22 protein-coding genes are annotated in these 24,119 nt (G+C 72.3%); 14 read left to right on the top strand and 8 right to left on the bottom strand.

Annotated elements, in window-relative coordinates:
• Positions 1-5 precede the first annotated feature (5 nt).
• Complete coding sequence (locus ACIBFB_RS21040) at positions 6-1,337, bottom strand: AI-2E family transporter (RefSeq protein ID WP_397232614.1); 1,332 nt, start codon at positions 1,335-1,337, stop codon at positions 6-8.
• Between the two features lie 125 nt (positions 1,338-1,462).
• On the bottom strand, positions 1,463-1,870 hold the full coding sequence (locus ACIBFB_RS21035; RefSeq protein WP_397232612.1) for a YccF domain-containing protein: 408 nt from the start codon (positions 1,868-1,870) through the stop codon (positions 1,463-1,465).
• A gap of 671 nt (positions 1,871-2,541) precedes the next feature.
• Here ACIBFB_RS21035 and ACIBFB_RS21030 point away from each other — a divergent pair.
• Positions 2,542-2,841 carry a WhiB family transcriptional regulator gene (locus ACIBFB_RS21030; RefSeq protein ID WP_017588640.1) on the top strand — a complete coding sequence of 100 codons (300 nt, stop codon included), beginning with the start codon at positions 2,542-2,544 and terminating at the stop codon, positions 2,839-2,841.
• 167 nt (positions 2,842-3,008) lie between these two features.
• Here ACIBFB_RS21030 and ACIBFB_RS21025 read toward each other — a convergent pair whose 3' ends face one another.
• Together ACIBFB_RS21025 and ACIBFB_RS21020 are read right to left on the bottom strand one after the other, a co-directional pair.
• Complete coding sequence (locus tag ACIBFB_RS21025; protein ID WP_397232610.1) at positions 3,009-4,316, bottom strand: phosphoribosyltransferase; 1,308 nt, start codon at positions 4,314-4,316, stop codon at positions 3,009-3,011.
• A 132-nt stretch (positions 4,317-4,448) separates the two neighbouring features.
• Positions 4,449-5,009, bottom strand: coding sequence for a GNAT family N-acetyltransferase (locus ACIBFB_RS21020; RefSeq protein ID WP_397232608.1), 561 nt, complete (start codon positions 5,007-5,009; stop codon positions 4,449-4,451).
• 250 nt (positions 5,010-5,259) lie between these two features.
• Between ACIBFB_RS21020 and ACIBFB_RS21015 the strand changes: the two genes are divergently transcribed.
• Positions 5,260-6,468 carry an MFS transporter gene (locus tag ACIBFB_RS21015; RefSeq protein ID WP_397232606.1) on the top strand — a complete coding sequence of 403 codons (1,209 nt, stop codon included), beginning with the start codon at positions 5,260-5,262 and terminating at the stop codon, positions 6,466-6,468.
• 365 nt (positions 6,469-6,833) lie between these two features.
• On the opposite strand, the gene ACIBFB_RS21010 is transcribed toward ACIBFB_RS21015, so the two are convergent.
• From ACIBFB_RS21010 to ACIBFB_RS21000, 3 genes are all read right to left on the bottom strand, one after another.
• The gene (locus tag ACIBFB_RS21010; protein WP_397232604.1) at positions 6,834-7,628 is read right to left on the bottom strand and encodes a hypothetical protein; all 795 of its coding nucleotides are present in this window, start codon (positions 7,626-7,628) and stop codon (positions 6,834-6,836) included.
• Between the two features lie 26 nt (positions 7,629-7,654).
• Positions 7,655-9,088: a hypothetical protein gene (locus ACIBFB_RS21005; RefSeq protein WP_397232602.1), complete on the bottom strand. Its 1,434-nt coding sequence runs from the start codon at positions 9,086-9,088 to the stop codon at positions 7,655-7,657.
• A gap of 364 nt (positions 9,089-9,452) precedes the next feature.
• On the bottom strand, positions 9,453-10,457 hold the full coding sequence (locus ACIBFB_RS21000) for a YihY/virulence factor BrkB family protein (protein ID WP_397232600.1): 1,005 nt from the start codon (positions 10,455-10,457) through the stop codon (positions 9,453-9,455).
• A 401-nt stretch (positions 10,458-10,858) separates the two neighbouring features.
• Between ACIBFB_RS21000 and ACIBFB_RS20995 the strand changes: the two genes are divergently transcribed.
• From ACIBFB_RS20995 to ACIBFB_RS20955, 9 genes are all read left to right on the top strand, one after another.
• Positions 10,859-12,556: a nitrite/sulfite reductase gene (locus ACIBFB_RS20995; RefSeq protein WP_397232598.1), complete on the top strand. Its 1,698-nt coding sequence runs from the start codon at positions 10,859-10,861 to the stop codon at positions 12,554-12,556.
• A gap of 57 nt (positions 12,557-12,613) precedes the next feature.
• Positions 12,614-12,820, top strand: a complete 207-nt coding sequence (locus ACIBFB_RS20990) for a hypothetical protein (RefSeq protein ID WP_268643108.1) — start codon at positions 12,614-12,616, stop codon at positions 12,818-12,820.
• Positions 12,817-13,518 carry a phosphoadenylyl-sulfate reductase gene (locus ACIBFB_RS20985; protein WP_397232595.1) on the top strand — a complete coding sequence of 234 codons (702 nt, stop codon included), beginning with the start codon at positions 12,817-12,819 and terminating at the stop codon, positions 13,516-13,518. The genes ACIBFB_RS20990 and ACIBFB_RS20985 overlap by 4 nt, the downstream gene beginning before the upstream one ends.
• Positions 13,515-14,288, top strand: a complete 774-nt coding sequence (locus tag ACIBFB_RS20980) for a sirohydrochlorin chelatase (RefSeq protein WP_397232593.1) — start codon at positions 13,515-13,517, stop codon at positions 14,286-14,288. The genes ACIBFB_RS20985 and ACIBFB_RS20980 overlap by 4 nt, the downstream gene beginning before the upstream one ends.
• Positions 14,289-14,477: 189 nt before the next feature.
• A complete protein-coding gene (locus tag ACIBFB_RS20975) occupies positions 14,478-15,128 on the top strand; it encodes a pyridoxal 5'-phosphate synthase (protein WP_397232706.1) in 651 nt (216 codons plus the stop codon).
• Positions 15,129-15,286: 158 nt separating this feature from the next.
• The gene (locus ACIBFB_RS20970) at positions 15,287-16,918 is read left to right on the top strand and encodes an acyl-CoA dehydrogenase family protein (protein WP_397232591.1); all 1,632 of its coding nucleotides are present in this window, start codon (positions 15,287-15,289) and stop codon (positions 16,916-16,918) included.
• A gap of 243 nt (positions 16,919-17,161) precedes the next feature.
• Positions 17,162-19,315, top strand: a complete 2,154-nt coding sequence (gene glgX / locus ACIBFB_RS20965; protein WP_397232586.1) for a glycogen debranching protein GlgX — start codon at positions 17,162-17,164, stop codon at positions 19,313-19,315.
• Between the two features lie 120 nt (positions 19,316-19,435).
• The gene (locus ACIBFB_RS20960; RefSeq protein ID WP_397232584.1) at positions 19,436-20,245 is read left to right on the top strand and encodes a dihydrofolate reductase family protein; all 810 of its coding nucleotides are present in this window, start codon (positions 19,436-19,438) and stop codon (positions 20,243-20,245) included.
• 163 nt (positions 20,246-20,408) lie between these two features.
• Complete coding sequence (locus tag ACIBFB_RS20955; RefSeq protein ID WP_397232582.1) at positions 20,409-21,197, top strand: GntR family transcriptional regulator; 789 nt, start codon at positions 20,409-20,411, stop codon at positions 21,195-21,197.
• 114 nt (positions 21,198-21,311) lie between these two features.
• Here the strand turns inward: ACIBFB_RS20955 and ACIBFB_RS20950 are convergent, their stop codons facing one another.
• Complete coding sequence (locus tag ACIBFB_RS20950) at positions 21,312-21,692, bottom strand: hypothetical protein (RefSeq protein ID WP_397232580.1); 381 nt, start codon at positions 21,690-21,692, stop codon at positions 21,312-21,314.
• 250 nt (positions 21,693-21,942) lie between these two features.
• Here ACIBFB_RS20950 and msrB point away from each other — a divergent pair, with 250 nt between their 5' ends.
• The 3 genes from msrB (at position 21,943) to ACIBFB_RS20935 (ending at position 24,091) form a co-directional block, all read left to right on the top strand.
• The gene (gene msrB, locus ACIBFB_RS20945) at positions 21,943-22,389 is read left to right on the top strand and encodes a peptide-methionine (R)-S-oxide reductase MsrB (protein ID WP_397232578.1); all 447 of its coding nucleotides are present in this window, start codon (positions 21,943-21,945) and stop codon (positions 22,387-22,389) included.
• Between the two features lie 255 nt (positions 22,390-22,644).
• Positions 22,645-23,313, top strand: a complete 669-nt coding sequence (locus ACIBFB_RS20940; protein ID WP_397232576.1) for a phosphatidylserine decarboxylase — start codon at positions 22,645-22,647, stop codon at positions 23,311-23,313.
• A complete protein-coding gene (locus ACIBFB_RS20935; RefSeq protein ID WP_397232574.1) occupies positions 23,300-24,091 on the top strand; it encodes a CDP-alcohol phosphatidyltransferase family protein in 792 nt (263 codons plus the stop codon). The genes ACIBFB_RS20940 and ACIBFB_RS20935 overlap by 14 nt, the downstream gene beginning before the upstream one ends.
• Positions 24,092-24,119 lie beyond the last annotated feature (28 nt).

Raw genomic sequence — 24,119 nt, 5'->3', positions numbered from 1 at the left:
GCGGGTCAGGCCTTCGTCGCGGAGGCGCCGTCCGCCCCCTCGCCGCCCGGCCGCCCCGCGTTCCCGGGCGGTCCCGCTCCGCCGGTGTCGACCGAGCCCTCGGATTCGACGGCCGCGACGGCGTGGTGCGCCGGCGGGCGGTTGCGCAACAGGGCGGCGAGCACGGCGGCGATCGGCGTGGCCAGGAACAGGCCGGGGATGCCGCCGAGGATGCCGCCGACGGTCAGGGCGATGAGCACCACGGCCGAGGGCAGTTCGAGCGCCTGGCCGTAGATGCGGGGGGCGAAGACGTTGCTCTCCAGCTGCTGCACGAGGACCACGGCGCCGAGCACGACCAGGGCCACGACCCAGTTCTCCGTCACCAGGGCGACGAGGACGGCGAGCAGGCCGGAGAGGAAGGCGCCGATGATCGGGAGGAACGCGCCGACGAAGGTCAGCACGATCAGCGGGATGGCCAGGTTGGTGTCGATGAGGAAGACGAGGAAGACACCGATGCCGACGGCGTCGAAGAGGCCGACCATCGCCACTCCGCGCACGTACCGGCCCATGACCCCGTAGGCGACCCTTCCGCTGTACCGCAGACCCGGGCGGGACTTGGGCGGCAGCAGGGTCACGATCCACTCCACCAACTGGTCGCCCGAGTGCACGAAGTACACCGTCAGCGCGAGCATCAGCACGAGACCGACGAGCAGTTGGAACACCGCCGTCGTCGCGGTCCAGGCGCCGGTGAGGATCTGGTCCTGGTTCTCGGTGATCGTGTCCTCGATCTGGGCCCAGGCGCTGTCGATGATGTTGCTGAACAGCGCGGGGTCCAGGCCGAAGGGGACCTCCAGCTCCTGGAGCTGGATGACCGCGCTGTTGACGCTCGCCACGAGGTCGTCGAAACCGCTGACGGCGGGCGTGACGATCAGCGAGATGACCCCGCTGAACACGGCGAGCCCGAAGACCACGCTGACCGCGGTGGACGTGCCCCGGCCGAACCCGGAGCGTTTGACCGGGTTGGGCCGACGCAGCCAGTTGGCCATGGGCATGAGCAACGCGGTCAGGAACACCGCGAGGATCAGCGGCAAGGTGACCACGCTCAGGTAGATGAGCGCGTAGACGAGCAGGCCCGCCACACCGCCGATGATGAGCACCCGCCAGGCCACGTCGCTGACCATGCGCAGGATGTCGCCCGCGCCGACGTCGTCCTGTTGGGCCAGCTCCTCCTCGGGGATGTCGGGCTCGGGCGCGGCCGCGATCGGGCCCGCCGCCCGGGCGCGGCGCTCGGCACGGACTCTGCGGGCCGAGATCCACTTGTTCAGGAGCGCCCACACTCCCGGCCGCTGGGCTTGCACATGGACTCCATTCTCTGGGGGTTGCGGGTCGGGCGTCCGGGAGCCGACGGGCCCGAGGAGCCGCCGTCACCGCGACCGCGGGGGTGCGCGATCCGGTTCTCCCACGTCACACGGTTCCCAACGAATCAGAACTGCCAGGGTTCCCGAGGGCTGCCGCTCCGGACGATCTCGTTGCCGAAGGGTGCCAGGGCCACGGGGATCATCTTCAGCGACGCCCACGCCATGGGTAGCCCGATGATAGTCACGGCCAGACCCACGGCGGTGACGACGTGGCCGATGGTCAGCCACCATCCGGCGACGATCAGCCAGACGACGTTGAGGACGGTGCTCCCCCCGCCCGATCCCGGCTTGCGGACGAGCTCCCGGCCGAAGGGCCACAGGGCGTAGCTGGCCATGCGGAAGGAGGCGACACCGAAGGGGATCGTCACGATGAGGACGCAGCAGATCACCCCCGCCACGACGTAGCCGACCGCCAGCCAGAACCCGGCGACGAACAGCCAGATGATGTTGAGGATGAGTCGCAGGAGGGCCATGGTGTGCCTCGTCTCCTTGTGTGTCCGGTCGGGTCGGCGACCCGCGTGGCCGCCTCCGCACTTCTACCGCCTGTGACGCGCGGACGCCACGACCCGTTCGGCGCCGTTTCCCGGACCCTTCCCCTAGGGGTCGCGGCCGGCGCCCGTCCCCTCCCGGCGACCGTCGCCCAGGGTGAGGACATACGGTCAAGCCCTATCGCGCGTCCTGGTGCTGTCCACAATGTGATCGGCGCATCAGGGAGAGCCCCTAGGCAGGCGGGACATCGCCCCATACGATGTGCTGTGTCCTTCGCAAGGCCATAGAACGTGCAATTTGCGACAAACTCGGGCAATCCGCCAGATGCCACCCAGCGGGCATCAGGTTTCGGTAACGGTTCTGCGAGTAATTTCCCTACCCCCCGTGCATGAGCGGGAGTGGGGATGGCATGATTACGTACCGGCTCGGACGGAGGCCGTCACCGCCTCCGCAGCCGTTCGTGTGAGAGCACTCCGTCCCCGGCGGACCAGCGCCGCCAGGACCGTGTCATCTCGTGGTCTCAGCCACACCGGGGAACACCGCCACACCGTCCGGCGTTCGCGTCGTGCGGGGTGCCTCACGCCGCACGACAACTTTTGGTGACTGAAGCTTTTTTCGACAGCTTACTAGCGATTTCAGTAGAGGTGGTTCAAGCATGTCTCAGGTACGTCGGCAGGCCGCGCTGCGCCCCCGCCCGAGCTGGGGGTGGCAGGATGCCGCCGCGTGCCGGGGCGAGGACCTTGTGCTCTTCTTCGGCCCCGATGGCGAGCGCCAGCCGGAGCGGGAGATCCGTGAGCGCAAGGCCAAGGAGATCTGCGCGGCCTGTCCGGTGCGAACCGACTGCCTGGACTACGCGATCTCGCGTCCGGAGAAATACGGCACCTGGGGCGGGCTCAACGAGGACGAGCGCGCCTCCGAGCGCCGCCGCCGAATGCGCCGCGCCAACGCTGCCTAGCCGAGGCGCCCGACGCCCGCTCTGCGGATCTCCCCCGGTGGCCCCGGCCCCCGAACAACCCGCGGCGCCCCGACGATCGTTCGTCGAGGGCGCCGCGGGTTTTCTCGTGCCCGTACCCCCGGCCCTCGGCGGGACGCGGGAGAACGCCGCCCGGCGCGGCGGCGGGTTCACCCCCCGCGCCCCGCGAGGTGCCGGTCGAACCAGTCGAGCGCCTCGGTGGCGACCCGGCGCCACTCCGCGCCCCCTTCGAGGAGCTGTTCGGCGCCCTCCATCACACGGAGGTCGGTGGGCCCGCCCATCCGGCCGCGCGCCCACTCGCTCAACTCGCGGACGAAGGAGTCACCGCTCTCCAGCATCACCAGCGTCGGCGCCCGCACCTTGGGCAGGCTCGGTTCGGCCAGGTCGATCCGGCCTCCGTAGACCACGACCGAGCCCACGTCCTGGGGGCGCCCGGCCGCGGTGAGCAGCGCCGCCGGGGCCGCCGTCCCCGAACCGAGGATCCCCACCGGTTCGCTTGCCGCGTCCGTGGCGCGCCTCAGCCACGTGACCGCCGCGTTCAACCGGTCGCCCAGCACCCCGGTGTCGGCGCCCTCGGCGCGCTCCGCCCGCTCGCCCGCGGTCAACAGGTCCAGGAGCAGGGTGGCGTAGCCGGCTCGGCGCAGCACCGCGGAGACGGCCCTCCAGCGCGGATCGGCCCGGCCCTCCCCCACGGCCACGACGATCGCGCCGCGCAGGGTCGCGGGCATGGTGAGATCTCCGTCGAGGTAGTCCTCACCGGACCGGATCCGCACACCGCGGGTGGCGTCGGACGGCGGCTGGGCGCGGCCCCGCTCGGCGAGGATCGCGGTGACGTGCCCGTCGGAGAGCTGGGAGAAGTCCCGGTACCACTCCCCGACCGCGTGGAAGTTGTCCGGGGCGCTCAGGACGACCAGGGCGTCGGCCTCCGGCCGCAGGCTCTCGACCGCCTCCGGGGCCGCGACGGGCACGGCCAGGATCAGCTGGGCGGGCTGGGCCTGGCGGACCATCCGCAGCGCGGCCCGGGCGGTGCCGCCGGTGGCGACTCCGTCGTCGACGACCACGCAGTCGCGCCCGGCGATCCGGGGCGCGGGACGGTCCCCGCGGTACACGCGACGGCGGCGTTCGAGCTCGTCGCGCTCGGCCTCGACGGTCTCGGCCAGCGCCTGGCGCGGAATGCGCATCCGGGCCAGGGCGATGTCGTCGAAGGTGACGTGCCCGTCCTCGGAGATCGCGCCGACTCCGAGTTCGGGACGGCCGGGGAGACCGACCTTGCGGACCATGAGCACGTCGAAGTCGGCGTCGAGCAGGCGGGCGAGCTCGGCGCCGACCGGAACCCCGCCTCGGGGCAGGGCGAGCACCAGCGGGTCCGTGACCGCGTAGGGACGCACGCGCTCCGCGAGGCGGCGGCCCGCCTCGGACCGGTCGGTGAAGGGCAGCGATACGGGTACCGGGTTCATGTCCTCACCGGCGCCGGGACCTTGGCCCCGGCACCGCTCCTCTCGGCTGTCCGGGTGAGCCGTTGGGAAAGTGGTACCGGCATACCCCGCGCGAAGGCGGTCACAACCCCGCCGTCAGGCAAAAACCGTGGGTCAGGTGTTTCTCAGGGAGGTTCTGAGCACGCCCATGAGCAGCGCGTCGTGCCTGCGCCCCTCCCACAGCAGGGCGTCGCGCAGTCTCCCCTCGACGGTGAATCCGCACGATCGGTACACCGCGATGGCCCGCATGTTGAAGGCGTACACGTGCAGCCAGACGCGGTGCAGACCGATCCGGTCGAAGGCGTAGTCCAGTACGAGCTCGGTCGCCTCCCGGCCCAACCCCTGTCCGGCGAACTCGATCGCCGACAGCGCGATGCGGTACCCGGCGCTCTCGTTCTCGGGGGACACGTCGTAGACGGACAGCTCGCCCAGGTAGCGCCCGTCCTTGGGGGCGGTGATCGCCAGGTCGAGGCGGTCGGTGCGGCCGGCCCGCGTCTCACACCACGCGCGCGCCTGATCGTAGGTGAGATGGCGGTGCGTGCCGGTGAGTCTGCGCACCTCCTCGTCGAGGCTGGCGGCGAAGTAGGCGTCCGTGTGCTCCGGGCCCAGCGGTACCAGGCGCACACGTTCGCCGACGAGGGTGGGCGCGTCTCGCAGCGCGCTCGCGTTCATCATGGGCACTTCCGGTTCCGTCCGGGCCGTGCGCACGGTTCCCGGCCTGGGGGTCGGCGGACAGGGGTGGGGCCGCTGCGGGAGGGGCCGCGGGGCCGGTGCGGAACGTGACGGTGAAGGTGGCGGAACACCTATGTAAATCGGCGGCGGCGTCGGAGGCAAGCCCGGAGCCGACGCGAACGATAACGGGGTGCCGGCCCTGGGACCGAACGGATAGCATCCGCACGCACCGTCCGCTGCCCCGGGAGCCGCCGTGAACAGGTCCACCGCCCCGAAGACCCCGACCGCCGCGCCCCCGCCCGAAGCGCGGCGCGCACGGGTCGCGGTCTCCACCCTCTTCTTCGTCAACGGGTTCACCTACACGAACGCGGTGCCCTGGCTGCCCGTGATCAAGGCGGACCTGGGCCTGAGCAACGCGGAGCTGGGCATGGCGATCGCGGCGGGACCCGGCGGCGCGCTCCTGACCGGGATGCTCGCGGGACCGCTGATCCACCGGTTCGGCAGCGGGCGCGCGGCCGTCGGCACGAGCCTGGTCACCCTGGGAGCGCTTCCGTTCATCGCCCTGGCGCAGAACTGGTGGATGCTCGCGGCCGCGTTCCTCGTCCTGGGCAGCGCCGACGCGTGGACCGACTCCGCGCAGAACGCGCACGGCCTGCGGGTGCAGCGGCGCTACGGGCGCACCATCATCAACACCTTCCACGCGGTGTGGAGCATGGCCGCGGTCGCGGGCGGTGTGGTGGGCGCGACGATGGCCGGCGCGGGTGTGCCCATCCTGGCGCACCTGGGCGGGGTGGCGCTCGTGCTGGTGTGCGTCAACCTGGCGGTGAGCCGGATGCTGCTGCCCGGGGCCGAGCACAGCGAACGCGAGGACGGGGCCGAGGGCGCCGACGGGCGGCGCGCACGCGTGCCCGCGCGGGGCCTGCTCCTGCTGCTGTCGCTGGGTGTGCTGCTGGTCTTCGCGGCCGGGGTCGAGGACTCGGCCGCGTCGTGGGGGGCGGTGTACATGACGACGGAGCTGTCGGCGCCGCTGTTCCTCGCGGCCATGCCGTTCGTGGCGTGCCAGGCGATGATGACGGTGGGACGCCTGGTCGGCGACCGGGTGACCGACCGCTTCGGCGCCGCCGCCGTGGGCGGCGCGTGCGGTCTGCTGGCCGCGGGCGGCATGGCCCTGGCCCTCCTGGTCCCGCACCAGGTGGCGGCCGTCGTGGGATTCGGAGTCATGGGCCTGGGTGTGTCCACACTGTTCCCGTTGACACTCGCCGCCGCCGGTGACGTGCCGGGCGTGCGCACGGGGGACGGCCTGGCGGTGGTGGGCTGGTTGGGGCGCGCGGGGATGCTGGCCTTCCCGCCGCTGGTGGGGGTGCTGGCGGACGCCACCGACCTGGGCACCGCGCTCTGGGTGGTCGCGGCGGCGGGTGCGGCGGCCTTCCTTCTCTCCCCCGCACTGCGCCCGCGCCGCTGAGGCACCGTCGTGAGCCGGGTCGGGTCGGCCGGCCGGGCCCGCCGGGCGGCGGTGGCCGGTCCGGCCTGTGAGCCGGGGACCGGCCGGGCACCTGGTCGGCGGGGCGCGTCCCGTGGAGTGGCGCCTCCTCTCGCTCGCGTTCTCGCGGGCCGCTCGGACCGGATCGGAGCGCACGCCGGTATGTGGACGCGCGCGTCCCCGTCCAGCCCCACGACCACCGCCGGACGCGCCGAGCGGACCGGCCGTGAGCCGAACGCCGACCCGCGCGGAGGACGGGTGCCGGAGGCATGGGAAGGGCCCCCGACCGCACAGGGTCGGGGGCCCGACGCACGTCACGACCCGTCGGGGCCGTGGGGGTGCGGTCGTCAGGCGACCGACGCGGGGCGGCGGGCACCGGCCCAGAGGGCCATCGCGCCGATCCCGGTCACGACCACGCCGCCGAGCACGAAGCCCTGGAGGTCGACGCCCGTCGTGGCGAGCGCCTCCTGCTCCTCGTCATCGTCGGACGACCCGTTGGAGTTCGAGTCGTCGCTCGGGGACTGGTCGTCGCCGTCGTCGGAACCGTCGTCGGCGTCGTCATCGGAACCGCCGTCGCCCGGCGTTCCGCTGTCGTCACCGTCGTCACCGGGGTCGCCCGGGCCGGGGCTGGGGCTCGGGTCACCGGGGTCGGGGTCAGGGTCGCCCGGGTCACCGGGGTCGCCCGGGTCACCAGGGTCGCCCGGGTCACCAGGGTCGCCCGGGTCACCAGGATCACCGGGGTCGCCCGGGTCACCAGGGTCGCCCGGGTCACCAGGGTCGCCAGGATCGCCCGGGTCACCAGGGTCACCAGGGTCGCCCGGGTCACCAGGGTCACCGGGATCGCCCGGGTCACCGGGATCGCCCGGGTCGCCCGGGTCGCCCGGGTCACCAGGATCGCCCGGGTCACCGGGGTCACCACCGCCGTCACCGGGGTCACCGGGGATCGGCAGATCGGGGAGATCGATCTCGGCGTCGAGGGTGACGAGGGGGACCTCGGGGGAGGCCACCGCCTGCTGTTCCGTCTCGGGGGAGGTGTCAGGCAGGGTCTCGGGGGAGGTGTCGGCGAACGCCGGACCGACCGAGAATCCGGCCATGAACAGACTCGCGGCGGTCACCGTCAGAGCCCGCTTCTTGGGGGACATCCGTCTCCTTTCTTTCCTTCGTGTACTCATTGAGGGGGGATGGCATAGAGGTGGTCGTCGTGGACCACGATCGCGTTGTCGCCGAGCGCGCCGCGCGGCTGTTCGGAGCCTTCGGGAAGGTCGGTGACCGTACCGTCGGCGGCGACCGCCACGGAGCGTCCGTCCAGCTCGCCGAAGGCCCGTTCACCGACGGCGATCCGCGGCTCGAAACCGGGGAGGACGGCGCCCTCGCCCGTCTCGAGGTCCACCACGGTGGGGCCGTAGGCGGCGACGCGCGTACCGATGGGCATCGCCTGGTGGTCCGTGTCCGCCACGTCGGAGGCGTCGACCTCGATCCCGGCGACCACGGCGCCGTCCTCGACGTCGTGGTAGGCCATGTAGCTCCCGTCGCCGTCTGCGGACCGCCAGAGGACGATGACGTAGTCCCGGAGGGCGGTCAGGACCTGGTCCATCTCACCGGCCTCCTCCGGACGCTGGGCGAAGACCTCGGTCGATCCGCCGTCGGGGTCGACCCACACCCAGGGGCCCTCCACGACCGCGGTGAGGACCCGGTCCCCGTCCGCGAGCATGGCGGCATACCCCTCGGGCACCTCGACCTCCCGGAGCTCGTCGCCGATCGGGACGAGGGAGGCTCCGCCGCTGAGGACGAGCACGGAGTCGCCCACGTACCAGACGATCCCGTCGTCGGGGAGCTCCACGCTCACGGGGTCCCCGCCCGCGACGGGCCAGAACCACAGGGCGTCCGCGGTCTCCAGCACGACCGCGGGAGCCCCGTCGTACTCCTTGATCCGCGGAATGCCCAGGGACTCGCCCGCGTCTGACGGCAGGTCGACCGCCCAGAGGCGCTCACCCGCGGCGTCGTACAGGTGGAGCTGGTCGCCGGGCGCGACGAGGGCCAGGTACTCACCGTCGCGGCTGGTCCTCGGCCAGGTCCCGGGCGCCACCGCGGCGTCGAAGACGTAGGTCTCGGAGTAGCCGGGCGGCGCCGGGGCGGGCAGCGGCTCACCGGGGTCGTCGGTTTCCTCCGCCACGGGCCCGGTGGGATCGTCCGGCAGGAAGCGCAGGGCGAGGGCTCCCGCGCCCACGATCAACACCAGGGCGAGCACGGCGGCTCCGGCGATCAGCAGTGCCCGCCCACGTCCGCGCCCACCGCCCTCAGCGGGCCGCGGGCCGTGCGCGGGGCCCGGTTCGACGGTCTCGGCCGCCTGGACCACCCCGTCGGGCGTGGCGACCAACCGCCAGAAGCCGTTGGCGTCGCGGGCGTCGACGAGTACCGGCTGCCCGATCCTGGCGGCGTAGCCGGTGGCGACGTCCAGCGCCGCGCGTCTCGTCTCCTTGGGCACGTGCCCGGTGACGATCTGGCGGTGCCCCTCGATGGAGATCTCGGCGCTCCGTTCGTCAGGAGCGATGACGATGACGACTGTGGGCCGGGACTGCCCCGGTCGGGACGCCCGGCTCATGGTGCCTCCGAAGGCATGGGAAGGGTGGACCTGTTCCTGTGAGCGGGTGACGGGTGGCCTCGGTCGGCTATGGCGGCGGCTCGCGGCCCCAAGCCGCCGGGAGTCGGTTCGGCGCACGCGTGGTCAATGCTGCACGAGATGATACTGACCGTCGGTGGTCGTGCCGGAACGGATTTCTGGCCAGGGATTCGGTCAATGGCGGGCACACGCACACACATGCTCCCCCCATTTCCCTCATGACCTGGGAAATCCCCTCCCACTCAGGCCAATCGCCGGCCTCCGGAACATCCTCGCCTGTGGAGTGGACACCCGAGGGCGGCAATTGGTTCACACCGAAACTGGCCGAATCTGGCCACCGCCGCCGTCAGCGCCCTCCCGCCATGGTCTCGATGACGGCCTTCTCCCGCCGGCGGACCAGCCGGTCGGCGCGCTCGAAGCCGCGGTCGGCGATCTCCGCGCGGGCGGAGGCGGTGCGCACGGTCGGCCACATCGCGTCGATCTCGGAGTTGAGCGAGGAGCCCGCGAGGACCGCGACCGCCATGACGTAGAGCCAGGCGAGGATGGCGATCGGCGCGGCGAGGGAACCGTAGATGCTCACGTCGCCGAACGAGGCGTCCAGGTAGGCGCGCAGCCCAGCGGACCCGGCCATGAGCACGATCGTCGCGAGCAGCGCGCCGGGCAGGTGCCGCCACGGCGACATGCGCACCGGCACGCTGAGCACGTACAGGAGCGTTACCGCGGTCGTGGCGAGGAGCCCGACCACCGGCCAGTAGAAGTGGTTGAGCCGCCCCACCGTCGCCGGGAGCAGCTGGTGGACCAGGTCGGGCCCGGCGACCAGGACCGGCAGGACCAGGATCGCGAAGAGCAGCCCGCCCAGGTAGGCGACGAACGCCAGAACGCGTTGGCGCAGCCATCCCCGCAGTTCGTCCAGGCCGTAGGCGATCGTGATCGACCGGATGAAGACGTTCATCGCCCGTGACCCCGACCACAGCGAGACCAGGAAGGTCACCGACAGCAGGCCTCCCCTGACCCCGCCGAGGAAGTCGTCGACGAGGGGTTCCACGACGGTCCGCACGGTGTCCGGCGTCAGCGTGCGGGCGGCCAGGTCCAGGATCCACACGCGGATCTCCTCGACCAGGTCCTGGCCGAACACCGCCGCCAGCGGCCCGAGCGCTCCCAGCAGGCACAGCAGGAGGGCGGGAAGGGAGATCAGCGAGAAGAACGCCGACTCGGCGGCCAGCCCGAGCACCCGGTAGCGCGAGAACGAGCGCAGTGTGCGCAGGAAGAGCAGGACGGCACCGTGCGTGAACGGGTGTCGACGCAGCCACGCGTCGATCGCCCGCCAGAGCCCCTCCCAGAAACCGGCCACGGGGAGAACGTTAGCGGCCGCCACGGGGGCCGCCCCCTCCCCCGCCCCCCGGAGGGTGACGTGACTCACGTGCCGTCGTGGCGGACGTGCCTGGACAAGGCGGCTGGCCACGTGCCATTCTCGATGCATGATCGCTGCTCTGGACCCCATGCTCTGCGTGCGCCGCCACGTGGACTTCCTGCGGGTCCGTAGCGCCATCTGTTGCAGCGTCGGTTGACCTCGCCGCCTTTGTGACGCACCCGTTATTCAGGAGTGCGCGCGGCCCCGGCGCTCGCCCTCTTCGTTTCCCACACCCGTGGTCTCCACCCGTCCGCCCAGCACGACGACGTGCGGCGCGATCGGGCCAGCGGTGCGGGCGCCGGGCCCGTGAGCACCCCGCGACCCCATCGGAGACACCCGCGATGCCTCCCTCTTCCGCGCAGCCAGGCACGCCGACGTCGGCGGCCAAGCCCCGCCGCCGCCGTGGCGAGGGCCAGTGGGCCCTCGGCTACCGTGAGCCGCTGAACAAGAACGAGGAGAACAAGAAGAACGACGACGGACTCAACGTCCGCGATCGGATCGTCAACGTCTACTCCAAGGCCGGATTCGACTCGATCGACCCGGCCGACCTTCGCGGGCGTTTCCGCTGGTACGGGCTCTACACCCAGCGCGCACCCGGCATCGACGGCGGCAAGACCGCCGTGCTGGAGCCCGAGGAGCTCGACGACCGGTACTTCATGCTGCGCGTGCGCATCGACGGCGGCCAGCTGTCCGTCGCCCAGCTGCGCGCCGTCGCGGAGATCTCCCGTGACTACGCGCGCGACACCGCCGACGTCACCGACCGGCAGAACGTCCAGCTGCACTGGGTGCGGGTCGAGGACGTCCCCGCCATCTGGGAAAAGCTGGAGTCGGTGGGCCTGTCCACGATGGAGGCCTGTGGCGACACCCCGCGCGTGATCCTGGGCTGTCCGCTCGCGGGCGTGGCCGAGGACGAGATCCTCGACGCCACTCCGGAGGTCCGCCAGGTCTACGACGACCACATCGGCAGCCCGGTGTTCTCCAACCTGCCGCGCAAGTTCAAGTCGTCGATCTCCGGGTGCTCGTCGTACTGCACCAACCACGAGATCAACGACGTGGCCTTCGTCGGGGTGCGGAACGAGGCCGGTGAGGCGGGCTACGACCTGTTCGTCGGCGGCGGTCTGTCCACCAACCCGATGTTCGCCAAGCGCCTGGGCACGTTCGTCCGCCCCGACCAGGTGAGCGAGGTGTGGGCGGGGGTCTGCTCGATCTTCCGCGACTACGGCTTCCGCCGCCTGCGCACCCGCGCCCGGATCAAGTTCCTCATCAAGGAGTGGGGCCCGGAGAAGTTCCGCCAGGTCCTGGAGGAGGAGTACCTGGGCTACGCCCTCCCCGACGGCCCGGCGCCGGAGCTGGACCCGGGTCTGGAACGCGACCACGTGGGCGTGCACCGCCAGCGCGACGGGCGCTTCTACGTCGGTTTCACGCCGAAGGTGGGCCGGGTGTCGGGCACCACGCTCCTGCGCCTCGCCGAGATCGCCGAGGCCCACGGGTCCGACCGCATCCGCACCACCGCCGACCAGAAGCTGGTCGTCCTCGACATCGAGGAGGACAGGGTCGACTCGATCAGCGAGGCGCTGGAGGCCGAGGGGCTCCAGGTCAGGCCGAGCACGTTCCGCCGTCAGACCATGGCGTGCACCGGCATCGAGTTCTGCAAGCTCGCCATCGTGGAGACCAAGGGGCGCGCCTCGTCCCTGATCGACGAGCTGGAGAAGCGGCTCCCGGACTTCGAGGAGCCGCTGACCATCAACGTCAACGGGTGCCCGAACTCCTGCGCGCGCATCCAGGTCGCCGACATCGGGCTCAAGGGCCAGCTGGTGATGAACGACCGGGGCGAGCAGGTCGAGGGCTACCAGATCCACCTGGGCGGCGGCATGGGGCTCACCGCGTCCTTCGGCAAGAAGGTCCGCGGCCTGAAGACCACCGCCGACGAGCTGCCCGACTACGTGGAGCGGGTGCTGCGCCGCTTCCAGGCCCAGAAGGGGGACGGGGAGTCCTTCGCCGCCTGGGTCGGCCGGGCCGACGAAACCGACCTGAAGTAGGCCCGTCCGGCCCCGGAGGCGGGGCCGGACCCACCACCAAGGAAGAAGAGGTGCGCCATGTCCGAGAGGGCCGCGCCCTACTACTGCCCCTACTGCGGTGACGAGGACCTGGTGCCCGAGGAGGGCGCCGCGGTCAAGGGCGAGGGATACCCCTGGGCCTGTCTTTCCTGTGCCCGGGTGTTCCGGGTGAAGTACGTCGGGTTGCGCTCCGCGTCGTTCTCCGCGGGAGGCGCCCCCTCCAGACCGACGGAAGGTAACGCATGAACGCCACCACCACCTCCGTGGGCGGTCCCGAACTCGCCGAGCGGGCCGCGCGCGAACTGGAGGAGGCCACGGCCCAGGAGATCATCGCCTGGGCCGCGGAGACCTTCGGCGACGGCCTGTGCATGACCTCGTCCATGGCCGACGCGCTGATGGTCGACCTGGCCTCGCGGATCAAGCCGGGGATCGACGTGATCTTCCTGGACACGGGGTACCACTTCCCCGAGACCATCGGCACGCGCGACGCCGTCGAGTCGGTCTACGACATCACGCTGGTCAACGTGGAGCCGAACCGCACGGTGGCCGAGCAGGACCAGGCCCTGGGCCCGCGCCTGCACGGACGGAACCCGGAGCTGTGCTGCCACCTGCGCAAGGTCGAGCCGCTGCGGCGGGCGCTGGCGCCCTACTCGGCGTGGCTGACGGGCGTGCGCCGGGGCGACTCGGCGACCCGGCGCGACACCCCGATCGTCCAGTGGGACCGGCGCCGCCGCATGACCAAGGTGAACCCGATCGCGCGGTGGACGCAGGACGAGGTGGACGCGTACGTCGCCGAGCACGGCGTGATCGTCAATCCGCTCCAGTACGACGGGTACCCGTCGATCGGGTGCGAGCCGTGCACCCGGCGTGTCGCCCCCGGGGAGGACCCCCGGAGCGGCCGGTGGGCCGGGACCGGCAAGACCGAGTGCGGGATCCACGCATGAGCACCGGGACCCGGGGCGGAGCGGAGCGGGGATCGGTCCCGCTGCTGGCGGTGGCGCACGGAAGCGCCGACCCGCGGTCGGCGGCGGCCGTGGCGGCGCTGTTTGACCGGGTGCGGGCGCTGCGGCCCGGCCTGGACGTGCGCGTGTCCTACCTCGACCACGTGTCGCCCAGCGCCGAGGAGGCGCTGACCGCCCTGGCCAGAGGCGGCGCGGGCGAGGCGGTCGTGCTGCCCGCCCTGCTCACGGCGGCCTACCACAGCAAGGTGGACCTGCCCCGGGTCCTGGACAGGGCTCGCGAGGAGAGCCCCTGGCTCCGGGTGCACTACGCCGGAACCCTCGGCCCGCATCCGCTGCTGGTCGACGCCGTCGAGCGGCGGCTGGCGGAGGCGGGGGTCCGGCCCGGACCGGACACCGCCCTGGTGCTGGCCTCGGCGGGGTCCAGCGACCCGGAGGCCAACGCGACCGTGGGCTCCCTGGCCGCGCGGCTGGCCGAGCGGGGGCCGTGGCGGGAGGTGGTTCCGGCGTTCGCGTCGGCGGCGGCGCCCGGACCCGGTGAGGCCGTGGCGGCGCTGCGGGAACGGGGCGCCGCGCGGGTGGCGGTGGCGAGCTACCTGCTGGCGCCGGGGTTCTTCGCCGACCGGGTGCGCGACCGGTCGGCGGCGGCGGGCGCGTCGGCGGTGTCCGAGGCCCTGGGCGACGCCCCCGAGCTCGCCCGGGTGGTGCTGGAGCGCTACGACGCCGCGGTCGCGGCGCGACACGCGCGCGTGTGAGGCACGGGCGGTCCCCCCCGGCGGGGGGCCGCCCGTGCTCGTGCGGGGCCGCTGCGCCCGCCGTCCACAGACGCGCGATCGGCCCTTGTGAGGTGCCTCGCCGCCGAGAAGAATCGTGGGCACGGCGCTTCGTCCGGGGCGCCGAAGCCACGTCGGACGCGGAGGGCGAAGGTGTCGGAGCACGGGGGGATGCGGGAACTGCTGCGGGGGTTGACGGTGTTCGCGGGCCCGCTCGCGGAGTTCGATCCGGCGACCGCGCCGGAGGATCCCGCGCGGCTGTTCCGGGACTGGTTCGCCGAGGCGGTCGAGGCCGGTGTCCCAGAACCGCACGCGATGACGGTGGCCACGGTGAACGCGCACGGGGAGCCCTCCTCCCGGGTGGTCATCATGAAGGACTTCACGCCCGAGGGGTGGTGGTTCGCCACCACGACGGGCTCCCGCAAGGGGCGGGACCTGGCCGGGAACGCGGCCGTCGCGCTGTCGTTCTACTGGGGCGCGCAGGGGCGCCAGGTCCGGGTGGGCGGGTTCGCGGAGCTGGCGAGCCCCGAGCGGTGCGCCGCCGACTACCTGGCCAGACCGCTGGAGTCCCGGGTGGCAGGTCTGCACGGGAGGCAGAGCGAGCCGTTGGCCGGACTGGCGGACGTCCACCGCGCGGCCGACGAGAGCCGCGCGCGGTTGACGGCCGATCCGGAGCTGGTCCCGTCGGACTGGGGGCTGTACCGGGTGGCGGCGACCGAGGTCGAGTTCTGGCAGGCCGACCGGGACCGGCGGCACACCCGCCTGCGCTACACCAGGCCCACCGTGGAGGCGGAATGGGACCGCGGGCTGCTGTGGCCCTGAGCCGGTGCGGGCGGCCCGGACGGCGGCCCCGACGCCCCTGGCTCCGCGCTCGGGGAGTCCGGAGACCGCCGTCAAACCGAACCCGATTCGGTTCGGGGTGGGCGCGCGGGTTAGGATGCCGCCACTCCCACCGCTGACCCACGGACGGAAAGGCGACGATGCCCGCCACACACGAGGTGTTCAACCAGGCCATCCCGCTCGGCGACTACGCGGCCGCGGAGGACCCGGCGCTCCTGGAGGGGCTGCGGCGCGAGGGCGCCGGGTGGGCCGAGGCCGAGGTCCGCGAGGTCGGCGACGCGGCCGGGACCGAACGGGTCCGTGCCTGGGGCGAGTCGGCCAACACCTACCCACCCGTTCTGCGCACCCATGACCGCTACGGCCACCGCGTGGACGAGGTCGACTACCAGCCGGCCTACCACGTGCTCATGGAGCAGGCGGTCCACCACGGCCTGCACGCGGCCCCGTGGGCCGACTCCCGCGAGGGCGCGCACGTGGCGCGCGCCGCCAAGTTCTTCCTCTGGTCGCAGCCCGAGAGCGGCCACGGCTGCCCGATCTCGATGACCTACGCGGTCGTCCCGGCGCTGCGCCACGCCCCCGGACTGGCCGCGCGGTACGAACCCCTGCTCACCTCGCGGACCTACGACTTCGGCCTGCGCCCTCCTCTGACCAAGCGGGGCCTCGTCGCGGGCATGTCGATGACCGAGAAGCAGGGCGGGTCGGACGTGCGGGCCAACACCACGCGCGCCGTGCCCACCGCCGAGGGCCACCACCTGCTGACCGGGCACAAGTGGTTCACGTCGGCGCCCATGAGCGACTTCTTCCTCACCCTCGCCCAGGCGCCCGAGGGCCTGAGCTGCTTCCTGGTCCCCCGCGTGCTGCCCGACGGCGCCCGCAACGCGCTGCGCGTCCAGCGGCTCAAGGACAAGCTGGGCAACCGGTCCAACGCGTCCGCCGAACTGGAGTACGACGGCGCGGTCGCGCACCTGGTCGGCGAGCCGGGCCGCGGCGTGCGCACCATCATCGACATGGTCAACAGCACCCGCCTCGACTGCGTCATCGGGTCGGCCGCCGGGATGCGCGCCGCCGTGGTGCACGCCCTGCACCACGCCGAGCACCGCTCCGCCTTCGGCGCACGGTTGGTGGAGCAGCCCCTGATGCGCAACGTCCTGGCCGATCTGGCGCTGGAGTCCGAGGCGGCCACCACGCTGATGACCCGCCTGGCCGGGTCGGTGGACCGGTCGGTGCGCGGCGACGAGGCGGAGACCGCCTTCCGCCGTCTGGGCGTCGCCGTGGGCAAGTTCTGGGTGACCAAGCGACAGCCCCCGCACGCGGCCGAGGCCCTGGAGTGCCTGGGCGGCAACGGATACGTCGAGGAGTCCGGGATGCCCCGCCTGTTCAGGGACTCCCCGCTCAACTCCGTCTGGGAGGGGTCGGGGAACGTGGCCGCGCTGGACGTCCTGCGCGCGATGGGCCGCAGCCCCGAGTCGGTGGAGGCCGTATTCGCCGAACTCCGCGCCGCCGCGGGCGTCCACGCCTCCTTCGACGCCGCCCTCAAGCGCCTGGAACGGATCCTCTCCGACCTGGACGCGGCGGAGTACCGCGCTCGGTCGGTGGTGGAGCTGATGGCGCTCACCCTCCAGGCCTCGCTGCTGCTGCGGCACGCGCCGACCCCCGTCGCCGAGGCCTTCACCGCCAGCCGTCTGGGCGGTGAGTGGGGCCACGTCTTCGGCACACTGCCGGACTGGGTGGACACCGAGGCGATCCTGGCGCGGGCCCGCCCCCGGAGGTAGTCGCGGCGGTCGGGGAGGGCCCCTCCCCGACCCCTCGGCCCGTACTGGGACACGCTGATAATTCCCACGAAAAGCCACAAATCGAGACAGTGCGCGAATGATCATCGCCCCCGACCCGCATAATTCGGCGACCTTGGCGGAAGGAAGAAGGCGAACGCGACCGCTCGCTTTCGGGCCGTGGTGGGACGCAGTGCCCCCGAACCGGCTGGCGAAGGCCCCGACACCAAGAGACTGACGACGCCAATGGTGGAAGTCTGGCCCGGTAGTTCCTATCCGCTCGGTGCGACCTTCGACGGGTCCGGCACCAATTTCTCCCTCTTCTCCGAAGCCGCCGAACGCGTGGACCTGTGCCTGTTCGACGACGAGGGGGAGGAGACCCGCGTCTCCTTGGCCGAGTACGACGGATTCGTCTGGCACGGATACCTTCCCGGCATCGGTCCGGGGCAGCGGTACGGATACCGCGTGCACGGCCCCTACGCGCCCGAGCACGGCCTGCGGTGCAACCCCAGGAAGCTGCTCACGGACCCCTACGCCAAGGCGCTGAACGGTGAACTCACCTGGCACGAGTCCCTGTTCAGCTACCATTTCGCCGACCCCGCGCGCCGCAACAACGCCGACAGCGCGCCCTACGTGCCCAAGTGCGTGGTGGTGAGCCCGTTCTTCGACTGGGGCAACGAGTCACGCCCCAGCACGCCCTACCACCGCACGGTCATCTACGAGGCCCACGTGCGCGGCCTGACCATGCGCCACCCCGGGATCCCGGAGCACCAGCGGGGCACCTACTCGGGGCTGGCCCATCCCGCGATGATCGACTACCTCACCTCGCTCGGGGTGACGGCGGTCGAGCTCATGCCCGTCCACCACTTCGTCCCCGAGCACGCCATGGTCGCCCGCGGGCTGACCAACTACTGGGGCTACAACACCCTGGCCTTCCTGGCCCCGCACAGCGGCTACGCGGCGCTCGGGTCGCGCGGCCAGCAGGTGCAGGAGTTCAAGGCGATGGTGAAGTCCCTGCACGAGGCGGGCATCGAGGTCCTGCTCGACGTGGTGTACAACCACACCGCCGAGGGCGACCACATGGGCCCCACCCTGTCGCTGCGCGGCATCGACAACCTGAGCTACTACCGGGTCAGCGACGAGGACCAGCGCTACTACCTCGACTACACCGGTTGCGGCAACAGCCTCAACGTGCGCCACCCGCACTCGCTCCAGCTCATCATGGACTCGCTCCGGTACTGGGTCCTGGAGATGCACGTGGACGGTTTCCGCTTCGACCTCGCCTCCGCGCTCGCGCGGGAGTTCCACGACGTGGACCGCCTGAGCACGTTCTTCGACATCGTCCAGCAGGATCCGGTGATATCGCAGGTCAAGCTGATCGCCGAGCCCTGGGACGTAGGGCCCGGCGGCTACCAGGTGGGCAACTTCCCGCCGCTGTGGACCGAATGGAACGGCAAGTACCGGGACACCGTGCGCGACTACTGGCGGGGCCAACCGGTGCTGGGAGAGCTCGCCTCCCGCCTGGCCGGGTCGAGCGACCTGTACCAGGACGACGGCCGCCGCCCCGTCGCCTCGATCAACTTCATCACCTGCCACGACGGATTCACCCTGGCCGACCTGGTCTCCTACGACCACAAGCACAACGAGGCCAACGGCGAGGACAACCGGGACGGCACGGACGACAACCGGTCCTGGAACCACGGTGTGGAGGGCCCCACCCGCGACCCCGAGATCATCACCCTGCGCCGGCGCCAGGTGCGCAACTTCCTCACCACCCTGTACCTGTCGCAGGGCGTGGTGATGCTCTCGCACGGGGACGAGGTGGGCCGCACCCAGGACGGCAACAACAACGCCTACTGCCAGGACAACGAGATCTCCTGGATCGACTGGAAGGCCGCCGGTCTGGACGGGGAGGAGCCCGACAACGACCTCCTCGACTACGTACGCGTCCTGGCGCGTCTGCGCCGCGACCACCCGGTGTTCCGGCGGCGCAGGTTCTTCCGCGGGAGCCCGGTGGAGAGCGGCCGCGGTGACGGCCGGGTGCTGCCCGACATCGTGTGGCTGCGTCCGAACGGCAGGCCGATGTCGGGCGCGGACTGGAACTCGACCCGGCAGGCGCTGGGGGTGTTCCTCAACGGGGACGCCATCACCGAGCCGGACCCGCGCGGGCGGCGCATCCGCGACAGTTCGTTCCTCCTGCTGCTCAACAGCGGCGCGGACGCGGTGGACTTCACCGTGCCGGGCACCGAGTACGGAATGGCGTGGGAGACGGTCCTGGACACCGCCGAACCCGACGTGTCCGGACGCCCGTCCGTGGCCGCCTCCGGCCCCGTCCGGGTGATCGACCGGGCGCTGGTGCTGCTGCGCCGGGTGTCCCACCGGCACGGACGCACCCCCTAGGCGGGGCCGGTCGACCGCGTGTTGGCGCCGTCCCGGCGCGAACACCTCAGCGAGGCCGCCGAGACCCGGCGGTGGCCGGTCCGGCGAGCCTCGGACCCGGAACGCCTACGCTTGGTGACCATGCCGTCGAACACCCCGAACACCCCGAACACCGCGTCCTCCGGTCCCGGCCCGTTCCGTCAGCTCCTGCCCGAGCCCGGCGCCGACGTGGACCTGGCCGCCGCGTACGCCTACCCCGAAGACCTGGACCGTCCGTTCGTCCGCGCCAACATGGTCTCCAGCGTGGACGGAGGCGCCGTCGGCCCGTCCGGGCGCAGCCGCGACCTGTCCTCCGCCTCGGACCGGAGGGTGATGGGCGTCCTGCGCGGCCTGTGCGACGTGGTGCTGGTGGGAGCGGCGACCGCCCGGATCGAGGGGTACGCGCCCGTCCGCCCGCGTGAAGTCTGGGAGCCGCTGCGGCGCGGGCGCCCGGCAACCCCGGCGATCGCGGTCGTCTCCCGCACCCTGGACATCCCCGAGGTCCTGCTGACCTCGGCGCCCGAGGACGCGCGAACCATCGTCCTCACCGCGGCCTCCGCGCCCCGGGAGCGCCGCGAGCGGGTCCGCGCGTGCGCCGACCTCGTCGTGGTCGACGGTCTGTCCGTGGGACCCGAGCACGTCGTGAACGCCCTCGGCGAGCGGGGGCTGTACCGGGTGCTCACCGAGGGCGGTCCGCACCTGCTGGCGGAGTTCGTCGGGGCGGGGCTGCTGGACGAGCTGTGCCTCACCCTCAGCCCGCGTGTGTTGGGGTCGGGCGCCCCGCGTGTCGTGGCCGGGGGCCCCGGGACACCGGGTGCTCCGGCGCGGGCGTCGGTGAGGAACACACCCGTGCGCATGGCGCACCTTCTGGAGGCGGAGGAGAACCTCTTCGCACGTTACGTCCGAGAATAGGGAGGTCTTGGGGGTGGGACCGTATCCGGTTGGTTTCGGCTGCCCCACAACCACGCATGAATCGCCCCGCAACCGGACATACCCGATGTGTGCCATCCACTGGAAACACCCCCACTGGACACACCGCCACGGGGCTTACCGGCTTGGCCCCCCGGGTGAGAGGATGAACGTAGTGCCGACGTCCGAAAACGGGTCCCCTCCGGTCTACCGGGAGATAGCCGAGGAGCTACGCGGGCAGATCCGCTCCGGGCGGTACGCCGACGGCGACCGCCTTCCCGGGGAGAACGCCCTGATGGAGCGCCATGGCGTCGCACGGGCCACGGCACGCCAGGCGCTCTCCGTGCTCATCAACGAGGGCCTGGCCGTGGCGGTGCGCGGCTCGGGCATCTACGTACGGCTCTTCCGGCCCGTCCGCAGGCACGGCGCACGCCGCCTGTCCAAGGAACTGTGGGGCAGCGGACGGGCGATCTGGCAGACCGACAGCGAGGACCGCGGCTACGAGGTGGACTCCCTCGACGTCGACGAGGCCGTGGCGCCCGAACACGTGGCCCGCGCGTTGGACCTGCCCGACGGAGCCCGGGTGCTCCGCCGCTCCCGGCGCTACCTGGTGGACGGCAGACCCGTACAGTGCGCCGTCTCGCACCTGCCGCTGGCCGTCCTGGAGGCGCTGGGCGACTCCCCCGCCGCCCGCCGCGTACGCGAGAACGACACCGGCCCCGGCGGGATCTACGCGCGTCTGGCCGACCTGGGGCACGCTCCCGCGCACTTCACGGAGGAGATCCGTGTCCGCATGCCCACTCCCGAGGAACGGGCCGACCTGGAACTCAGCGCGGGCACACCCGTGCTGGAGGTGGCCCGGACCGCGCTGACCGGCGAGCACCGCCCGGTGGAGTTCAACGAGATCACCATGGACGGGTCGGCCTACGTCCTGCAGTACGACTTCGACGCCTGAGCCGCAGATCCCCGCCCGTCCCCCGCCTCCCCGCCGACACTCCCCGAGACCCGCTGGGACCGGGCGACCGCACGTGGGGGGAGGGGCCGCGTACGCGGCCCCTCCCCTCGGTCCTCAGCGGCCACTCCGCCTGGAGGCGAACACCAGATACGTCAGGACCAGCAACACCAGCCCCACCGCGACCGCCCCGGCGGCCGCGAAGGGCAGACTGTCGGACGCCGTCATCGCCCATCGGGCGATACCGAGACCGAGGACGAGCGCGACGGCCAGCGCGCACGCCGCCACGACCGCGACGAAGGCGAGCAGCTTCCCGTCGTTCCACGGCTCGGGTCTGGCGGCGTCGATCCGCGCCAGGGCGACGCGCGCGCTGAGCACCGTCGCCCAGCGCAGTTCCCGGCCCGCGGCCGCCGCGCCCGCGGCGGCCGATCCGGGCCAGGCCCTGACGCCCGCGGTGGCCTGATCCAGCCACCACAGTCCGTATCTGATTCTCCCCACGCGCAGTGGTCGCCTGCCGACTCCGAGTGCTTGCTGTGCCGTAACTGCCATCTCACCCGCCTCGGCGCACATCGACCACTGACCCTGGTTGAGGCCTACCCGCGGCTTTGACGACCGAACGCGACCCAGGGGGAGGTTAGGTGTATATGGCGCTTAGGGAGGATTTGCACCATTACGGACAGTGATTAGCGTTCCTTCCCAAACGCGGTCGAGGCGGCGTCCGAGCCCGATTAGCGGTAGCGTCATCACCATGGCTGACGCAGCGGAACAGGGCGCCAACGGCGCGGACCCGAGGATTCCCCAGACCGACGCGGAGTGGCGCGAGCGGCTCAACGCGCAGGAGTACGCCGTGCTCCGGCAGGCGGGCACGGAACGCCCGTGGAGCGGCGCCCACGTCGACACCAAGACCACCGGCGTCTACCGGTGCCGGGGGTGCGCGACCGAGCTGTTCCGCTCCGGCGAGAAGTTCGACTCGCACTGCGGCTGGCCCAGCTTCTACGACCCGGCCGACTCCGCCGCCGTCACCCTGCACGAGGATGCCTCCCTCGGCATGGTGCGGACCGAGGTGAGATGCGCGACCTGCCGTTCCCACCTGGGCCACGTCTTCCACGGTGAGGGGTACGACACCCCCACCGACGCCCGGTACTGCATCAACTCCGTCGCTCTGACTCTGGAGCCCACCGACCCGACGCAGTAGGTTGGCGTACCATCCTGGTTCCGGACACACACGGGAGGCCCCTCCTCGACCAACGGCGGGTCGGCACCCACGCCCCGCCGACGCCGGATCGGGGATAATCTCCTCCAGCGCACCAACGGTCGGCTCCGCCCACCCGCGGGGCGCCGCGCGATGCAGACCCACCCGGTCCTCGCGCACGCGCACCGAACCGCCGGGCAGCCCCGCGGTGGCGTCCGGGGCGCGGACGAACCGACCGACCCGTGACGAAAGCGCTCGATGACCGACGACTCACCTTCCACAGCCGCCTCCCCCCGACCCCCGGCCCGGCCGCGCTTCGGCATGGCCCAGGGGTCGGCGCCCTGGCTGCTGCCCGCCCTCGGCGCGGCGGGCGCCGCCGCGCTGGCCGCCCGGGGATCCCGCCGACGCGCGGCGGCCGCCGTTCCGGTGGTCGCCCTCGCCGCGGGCATGGCGTGGTTCTTCCGCGACCCCGAGCGGGGCCCGGCCACCGGGCGCGTGATCTGCGCGGCCGACGGCGTCGTCCAGAGCATCGACCCCCAGGCCGACGGCCGCACGCGGGTGGCGGTGTTCATGAACCCCCTGAACGTGCACGTCAACCGTGCACCCCTCTCTGGAGTGGTCACCCGGGTCGAGCACCGCCCCGGGGGTTTCCGCCCCGCATTCGACAAGGACAGCGAGCGTAATGAGCGCGTCATCTGGACCCTTGAAACCGAGATCGGTGAGGTCACGGTCGTTCAAATCGCCGGCGCGATGGTCCGGCGTATCGTCCCGTATCTCGCTGCGGGGCAGAAGGTCGAGCAAGGCGAGAGGATCGGTCTCATCCGGTTCGGGTCGCGGGTCGACGTCTACCTTCCGTCCGGGGTCGCCCCGGCGGTGGAGGTCGGCCAGAAGGTCCGTGCCGGAGAAACCCGTCTTGACGCCGACTGAGCGAGCGGTCCTGGAGCCCGACGGCACGGCGCCGGCCGACGCCCCCCGGCTCCGGCTGGGCGTGGCCGACTACCTGACGCTGGGCAACGCCCTGTGCGGCTTCCTGGCCGTGTGGGCGCTGGCCGCCGCGCAGTCGGCGCACGCCGCCTCGGGTGTCGGCGGGCCGCTGCCCAAGGCCGCCATGGCCACCGTGGTCGGGCTGATGCTGGTGGCCGCCGCCCTGGACGTCCTCGACGGACGCGTCGCGCGCAAGCTCGGCGGCAGCGGCATGGGCGCCGAACTGGACAACCTCGCGGACGTGGTCAGCTTCGGGTTCGCCCCCGCGTTCTTCTTCGTGGTGTGGGGCGTGTTCTCCGGAGGTCCGGCCGCACTGCCGGTGGTCGCCGGGGGCGCCGTCCTGCTGGCGGTCATCGTGCGCCTGGCGCGCTTCTCCTGCCAGGCTCCGGGGGCCACCTACTTCACCGGGCTGCCCTGCCCGTTCGGCGCGATGGCGGTGGTGACCGTGGTCCTCATGGACCCGCCGCTGTACGCGGGCGTCTCCGCCGTGCTGCTCATCTCCTGGTTGATGGTGAGCCGGATGGAGTACCCCAAGCCGCGCGGGCGCAAGATCTACGCCGTGCTCGGCTCCCTGGCGACCGGCGTGGCGCTCATGGCCGCCTGGGGGGTGGGCCTGCCCGCGGGTGACGTGCTCATCTACCTCATGAGCGCGGTGGTCCTGGGCTTCATCGTCACGATCCCCTTCTACGTCCTGGCGACGCGCAGGTCGGCGGGGCGCTGAGCCGCGGGACGGACGCACGCGGGGTGCC

This window comes from Nocardiopsis sp. NPDC050513, assembly GCF_044457925.1.
Classification (GTDB): Bacteria; Actinomycetota; Actinomycetes; order Streptosporangiales; family Streptosporangiaceae; genus Nocardiopsis.
The sequence above is the reverse complement of the archived record's forward strand: the minus strand, read 5'-3'. Positions and strand labels throughout refer to the sequence as shown.

What these genes read in the sequence shown, in the direction of transcription:
- ACIBFB_RS21035 (WP_397232612.1), bottom strand. Translation starts at nt 1,870, where the DNA reads ATGGCCCTCCTGCGACTCATCCTCAACATCATCTGGCTGTTCGTCGCC.
- ACIBFB_RS21030 (WP_017588640.1), top strand. Translation starts at nt 2,542, where the DNA reads ATGTCTCAGGTACGTCGGCAGGCCGCGCTGCGCCCCCGCCCGAGCTGG.
- ACIBFB_RS21025 (WP_397232610.1), bottom strand. Translation starts at nt 4,316, where the DNA reads ATGAACCCGGTACCCGTATCGCTGCCCTTCACCGACCGGTCCGAGGCG.
- ACIBFB_RS21020 (WP_397232608.1), bottom strand. Translation starts at nt 5,009, where the DNA reads ATGATGAACGCGAGCGCGCTGCGAGACGCGCCCACCCTCGTCGGCGAA.
- ACIBFB_RS21010 (WP_397232604.1), bottom strand. Translation starts at nt 7,628, where the DNA reads ATGTCCCCCAAGAAGCGGGCTCTGACGGTGACCGCCGCGAGTCTGTTC.
- ACIBFB_RS21005 (WP_397232602.1), bottom strand. Translation starts at nt 9,088, where the DNA reads ATGAGCCGGGCGTCCCGACCGGGGCAGTCCCGGCCCACAGTCGTCATC.
- ACIBFB_RS20995 (WP_397232598.1), top strand. Translation starts at nt 10,859, where the DNA reads ATGCCTCCCTCTTCCGCGCAGCCAGGCACGCCGACGTCGGCGGCCAAG.
- ACIBFB_RS20990 (WP_268643108.1), top strand. Translation starts at nt 12,614, where the DNA reads ATGTCCGAGAGGGCCGCGCCCTACTACTGCCCCTACTGCGGTGACGAG.
- ACIBFB_RS20985 (WP_397232595.1), top strand. Translation starts at nt 12,817, where the DNA reads ATGAACGCCACCACCACCTCCGTGGGCGGTCCCGAACTCGCCGAGCGG.
- ACIBFB_RS20980 (WP_397232593.1), top strand. Translation starts at nt 13,515, where the DNA reads ATGAGCACCGGGACCCGGGGCGGAGCGGAGCGGGGATCGGTCCCGCTG.
- ACIBFB_RS20975 (WP_397232706.1), top strand. Translation starts at nt 14,478, where the DNA reads ATGCGGGAACTGCTGCGGGGGTTGACGGTGTTCGCGGGCCCGCTCGCG.
- ACIBFB_RS20970 (WP_397232591.1), top strand. Translation starts at nt 15,287, where the DNA reads ATGCCCGCCACACACGAGGTGTTCAACCAGGCCATCCCGCTCGGCGAC.
- glgX (WP_397232586.1), top strand. Translation starts at nt 17,162, where the DNA reads ATGGTGGAAGTCTGGCCCGGTAGTTCCTATCCGCTCGGTGCGACCTTC.
- ACIBFB_RS20960 (WP_397232584.1), top strand. Translation starts at nt 19,436, where the DNA reads ATGCCGTCGAACACCCCGAACACCCCGAACACCGCGTCCTCCGGTCCC.
- ACIBFB_RS20955 (WP_397232582.1), top strand. Translation starts at nt 20,409, where the DNA reads ATGAACGTAGTGCCGACGTCCGAAAACGGGTCCCCTCCGGTCTACCGG.
- msrB (WP_397232578.1), top strand. Translation starts at nt 21,943, where the DNA reads ATGGCTGACGCAGCGGAACAGGGCGCCAACGGCGCGGACCCGAGGATT.
- ACIBFB_RS20940 (WP_397232576.1), top strand. Translation starts at nt 22,645, where the DNA reads ATGACCGACGACTCACCTTCCACAGCCGCCTCCCCCCGACCCCCGGCC.